Source organism: Actinomyces sp. ICM47 (genome assembly GCF_000278725.1).
In the GTDB taxonomy this organism is placed as follows: Bacteria; Actinomycetota; Actinomycetes; order Actinomycetales; family Actinomycetaceae; genus Pauljensenia.
The window spans coordinates 1-3645 of record NZ_ALCA01000142.1; the positions used below are offsets into that span (position 1 = coordinate 1).

The window sequence follows — 3645 nt, forward strand, 5'->3', positions numbered from 1 at the left end:
AGGCCTTCTTGCGCTTGGCCGGCGCCTCACCCAGCTCGAAGGACTCGACCACGGCCTCGGTGGCCTCAGCGTCGTCGGAAGCAGCCACGGTCAGGGCACCCACAGCCTTCGAGGCGGCCTCCAGGTCGCCCTTCACGGACTCCAGGGCCTCCACCTGAGCCTGCGGGGCGCGCACCGTCACCGCCAGGAACGGCGTACGCGGCGACACCTTCGCCTCAGACTTCACGCGACGCAGCGCGATCAGAGCAGACGACGCGGCCTCCAGCACCTTCGGATCGCCCTCGACGCCAGCCAGGTCGGAAGCGACCGGCCACGGCGCGACGTGCACGCTGCCCTCGCGGTACCAGCTCCACACCTCTTCCGTCACGTACGGCAGGTAGGGGGCCAGCAGGCGTACAACGTTATCAATAACGATCGCCAGAGCCGCACGGGCAGACGCGGCCGAGGCCTCGTCCCACGCGCCATCGCGGTTGTAGGCGCGCTCCTTGACCAGCTCCAGGTAGTCGTCGCAGAACGTCCAGAAGAACGACTCCGTGACCTCGAGAGCGCGAGAGTGCTCGTAGGACGCCAGGGCAGCCGAGGCCTCGTCAATGACGGAGGCCAGCGCCGCCAGCACCGAGCGATCCAGCGGCACCGTCACCAGCGCCGGATCTAGATCGATCGCCGCACCCTCGCCGCCCATCGTGAGCGCGAACTTCGACGCGTTCAGCACCTTGATCGCCAGGCGGCGACCAATCTTCATCTGCTGCTCGTCGAACGCCGCATCCAGGCCCAGGCGAGCCGACGCCGCCCAGTAACGCACGGCATCCGAACCGTACTTCTCCAAGATGCCCATGGGGGTTACGACGTTGCCCTTAGACTTGGACATCTTCTTGTGGTCCGAATCCAGGATCCAGCCGGACAGGCCCGCGTGCTTCCACGGCAGCGCACCGAACTCCAGGTCCGCGCGCACGACGGTGGAGAACAGCCACGTACGGATGATGTCCTGGCCCTGCGGGCGCAGATCCATCGGGTACGTGCGAGCGAACAGGTCCTCGTCATCCAGCCAGCCACAGGCCAGCTGCGGGGACAGCGAGGACGTCGCCCACGTGTCCATGATGTCCAGCTCGCCCACGAAGCCGCCGGCCACGCCGCGCTGCTCCTCCGTGTAACCCTCCGGCACGTCCGTCGACGGATCGACCGGCAGAGCGGCCTCAGAGGGGGTGATGATGTCGTCGTAGTTGACCTGGCCGTCCGCGTCCACGCGGTACCACAGCGGGAACGGCACGCCGAAGAAGCGCTGACGGGACACCAGCCAGTCGCCCTTCAGGCCCTTCACCCAGTTCTCATAGCGCACGCGCATGAAGTCGGGGTGGAACTCCAGCTCGCGGCCGCGGCCGATCAGCTCCTCGTTCAGATCCTTGCCCGAGGCCGGGTTCGTCCACGCGCGCCCACCGTTACGGATGTACCACTGGCGCGAGGTGACGATCTCGAGAGGCTTGTCGCCCTTCTCGAAGAAGTTGGTCTGACGCATCGTCTTGGTCGGTTCGCCCTTCAGCTCGCCCGACTCGCGCAGGGCGGCCACCACGGCCTCGCGCGCGGAGAACGTCGTCTTACCGGTGATCTCCTCGAAAGCCGCGCGGCCCGCATCGGTCGTGATCCACTCGGGGGTCTCGGTGATGATGCGGCCGTCCTTGCGCAGGATCGCGCGCAGCGGCAGCTCCAGGTCACGCCACCAGTCGATGTCGGTCGTGTCGCCGAAGGTACAGCACATGGCGATACCCGCGCCCTTGTCCATCTCTGCCTCGGGGTGAGGCAGGATCGGCACCTCGACGCCGTACACGGGGGAGGCGACCGTCGTGCCGAACAGCGGCTTGTAGCGTTCGTCGTCCGGGTGGGCGATCAGGGCCACGCAGGCGGCCAGCAGCTCGGGACGCGTCGTCTCGATGCACACGTCCACGCCGTCCTCGACGGGCGCGCCGGCCGCGGCAGCCTTCGCGGCGGCCTCGGCGTCAGTGATGTGGAAGGCCAGGCGGTGGTAGAAGCCCGGGTACTCGCGGCTCTCCAGCTCAGCCTGGGCGACCGCCGTCTGGAAGGTGACGTCCCACAGGCCCGGTGCCTCGGCCTGGTAGGCCTCGCCGCGCGCCAGGTTGCGCAGGAACGCGGCCTGGGCGACCTTGCGGGCGCGCGCGCCGATCGTCTGGTAGTTCTGCTTCCAGTCCACGCTCAGGCCCAGGTAGCGCCACAGCGCCTCGAACTGAGCCTCGTCTTCGACGGTGAGGCGCTCGCACAGCTCCACGAAGTTCTTACGGGAAATCGGCTTTTGGTCGCGAGCCTTGATCGACTTGCCGTCGCCGCCCACGTGCGGGGGCTCAAAATCGGGGTCGTAGGGCAGGGTGGCGTCCACGCGCACGCCGAAGTAGTTCTGCACGCGGCGCTCGGTGGGCAGGCCGTTGTCGTCCCACCCCATCGGGTAGAACACGGACTTGCCCATCATGCGCTGGTAGCGGGCCACGACGTCGGTGTGCGTGTAGGAGAACACATGGCCGATGTGCAGGGAGCCGGACACCGTCGGCGGGGGAGTGTCGATCGAGTACACCTGCTCGCGCGTCGCAGTGCGGTCAAAAGCGTAGGTGCCCTGGTCCTCCCAGGCCTCACCCCACTTCGCTTCGAGGCCTTCGGGGGCGGCGCGGTCGGGCACGCGAGGTGCCTGCGCACGGGTGTTCATGGCCATAATTGAGTTGTCTCCATCCGAGTCGTGGACTGTTTGCCCCACTAGGGTACTTTTGTGCAGGTGCGCGGGTCCAACGCAGCGCCGACGCGTCGGGTGCGGGTTGCTCACACGCTCCGTTACAAAAGTCCCCTGTGCGTTCTCCCCGGGAGAGCGCGAGCGCGCGGGGATACCGTGGGTGTCACACAGGGGAGCCGGGACGAGGCCTCCTCGGGAAAGGGGATCACCGTGAGCACGCAATCGCTGGGCGAGCAGACCGTGGACCTGTTGGCGCGCCTGGTGCGCCTGGGCTGCGTCAATGACCTGACCGCCGATTCGGGCGGGGAGGAGCGTGCCGCCGATCTGCTGGAGGAGTTCTTCGCGGGCCTGCCCGTGTCTATCGAGCGGATCACTCCGCATCCGGGGCGCACGACCCTCGTGGTGACCCTCGAAGGATCGGAACCCGGCAGTGACGGCACGCCGCTCACCCTCGTGGGGCACACGGACGTCGTGCCCGTCGACGAGGCCAAGTGGACGCGCGATCCTTTTGGCGCCCAGATCGAGGACGGCGTCATGTGGGGGCGCGGCACGGTCGACATGCTCCACCTGACCGCCGCGATGGCCGTCGTGACCCGCCAGGTCGCGCGCCGCGCTCAGAAAGGTGAGCCTCCAGCCCGTTCCCTGGCGTTCGTGGCTGCCGCCGACGAGGAAGCACGAGGAGGACTGGGCGTCCCGTGGATCGGCGACAACCGGCCGGACGCCTTCCCGTGGGACGCGGCCCTGTCCGAGATGGGCGGTGCCCACATTCGCGGGCGTAGGGGAGGCGACAGCGTTGTCGTGGTCGTCGGCGAAAAAGGCGCCGCCCAGCGCCGCCTGCACATCCGCGGCGACGCGGGCCACGGCTCGGTGCCGCTGGGCCGCACGAGCGCCGTTGAGCGGCTCGCCCAGGTGAGCGC

General features: G+C 68.4%; 2 protein-coding genes. One reads left to right on the forward strand and one right to left on the reverse strand.

Features of this window, described 5'->3' with window-relative positions; genetic code table 11:
* Positions 1-2713 (reverse strand): valine--tRNA ligase (valS, locus tag HMPREF1136_RS10135; RefSeq protein ID WP_009649253.1); only part of this gene is annotated, 2713 nt, incomplete at its 3' end.
* A 225-nt stretch (positions 2714-2938) separates the two neighbouring features.
* Between valS and HMPREF1136_RS10140 the strand changes: the two genes are divergently transcribed.
* Positions 2939-3645, forward strand: a 707-nt coding sequence (locus HMPREF1136_RS10140) for a M20/M25/M40 family metallo-hydrolase (RefSeq protein ID WP_034505834.1), incomplete at its 3' end; no start/stop codon positions are given.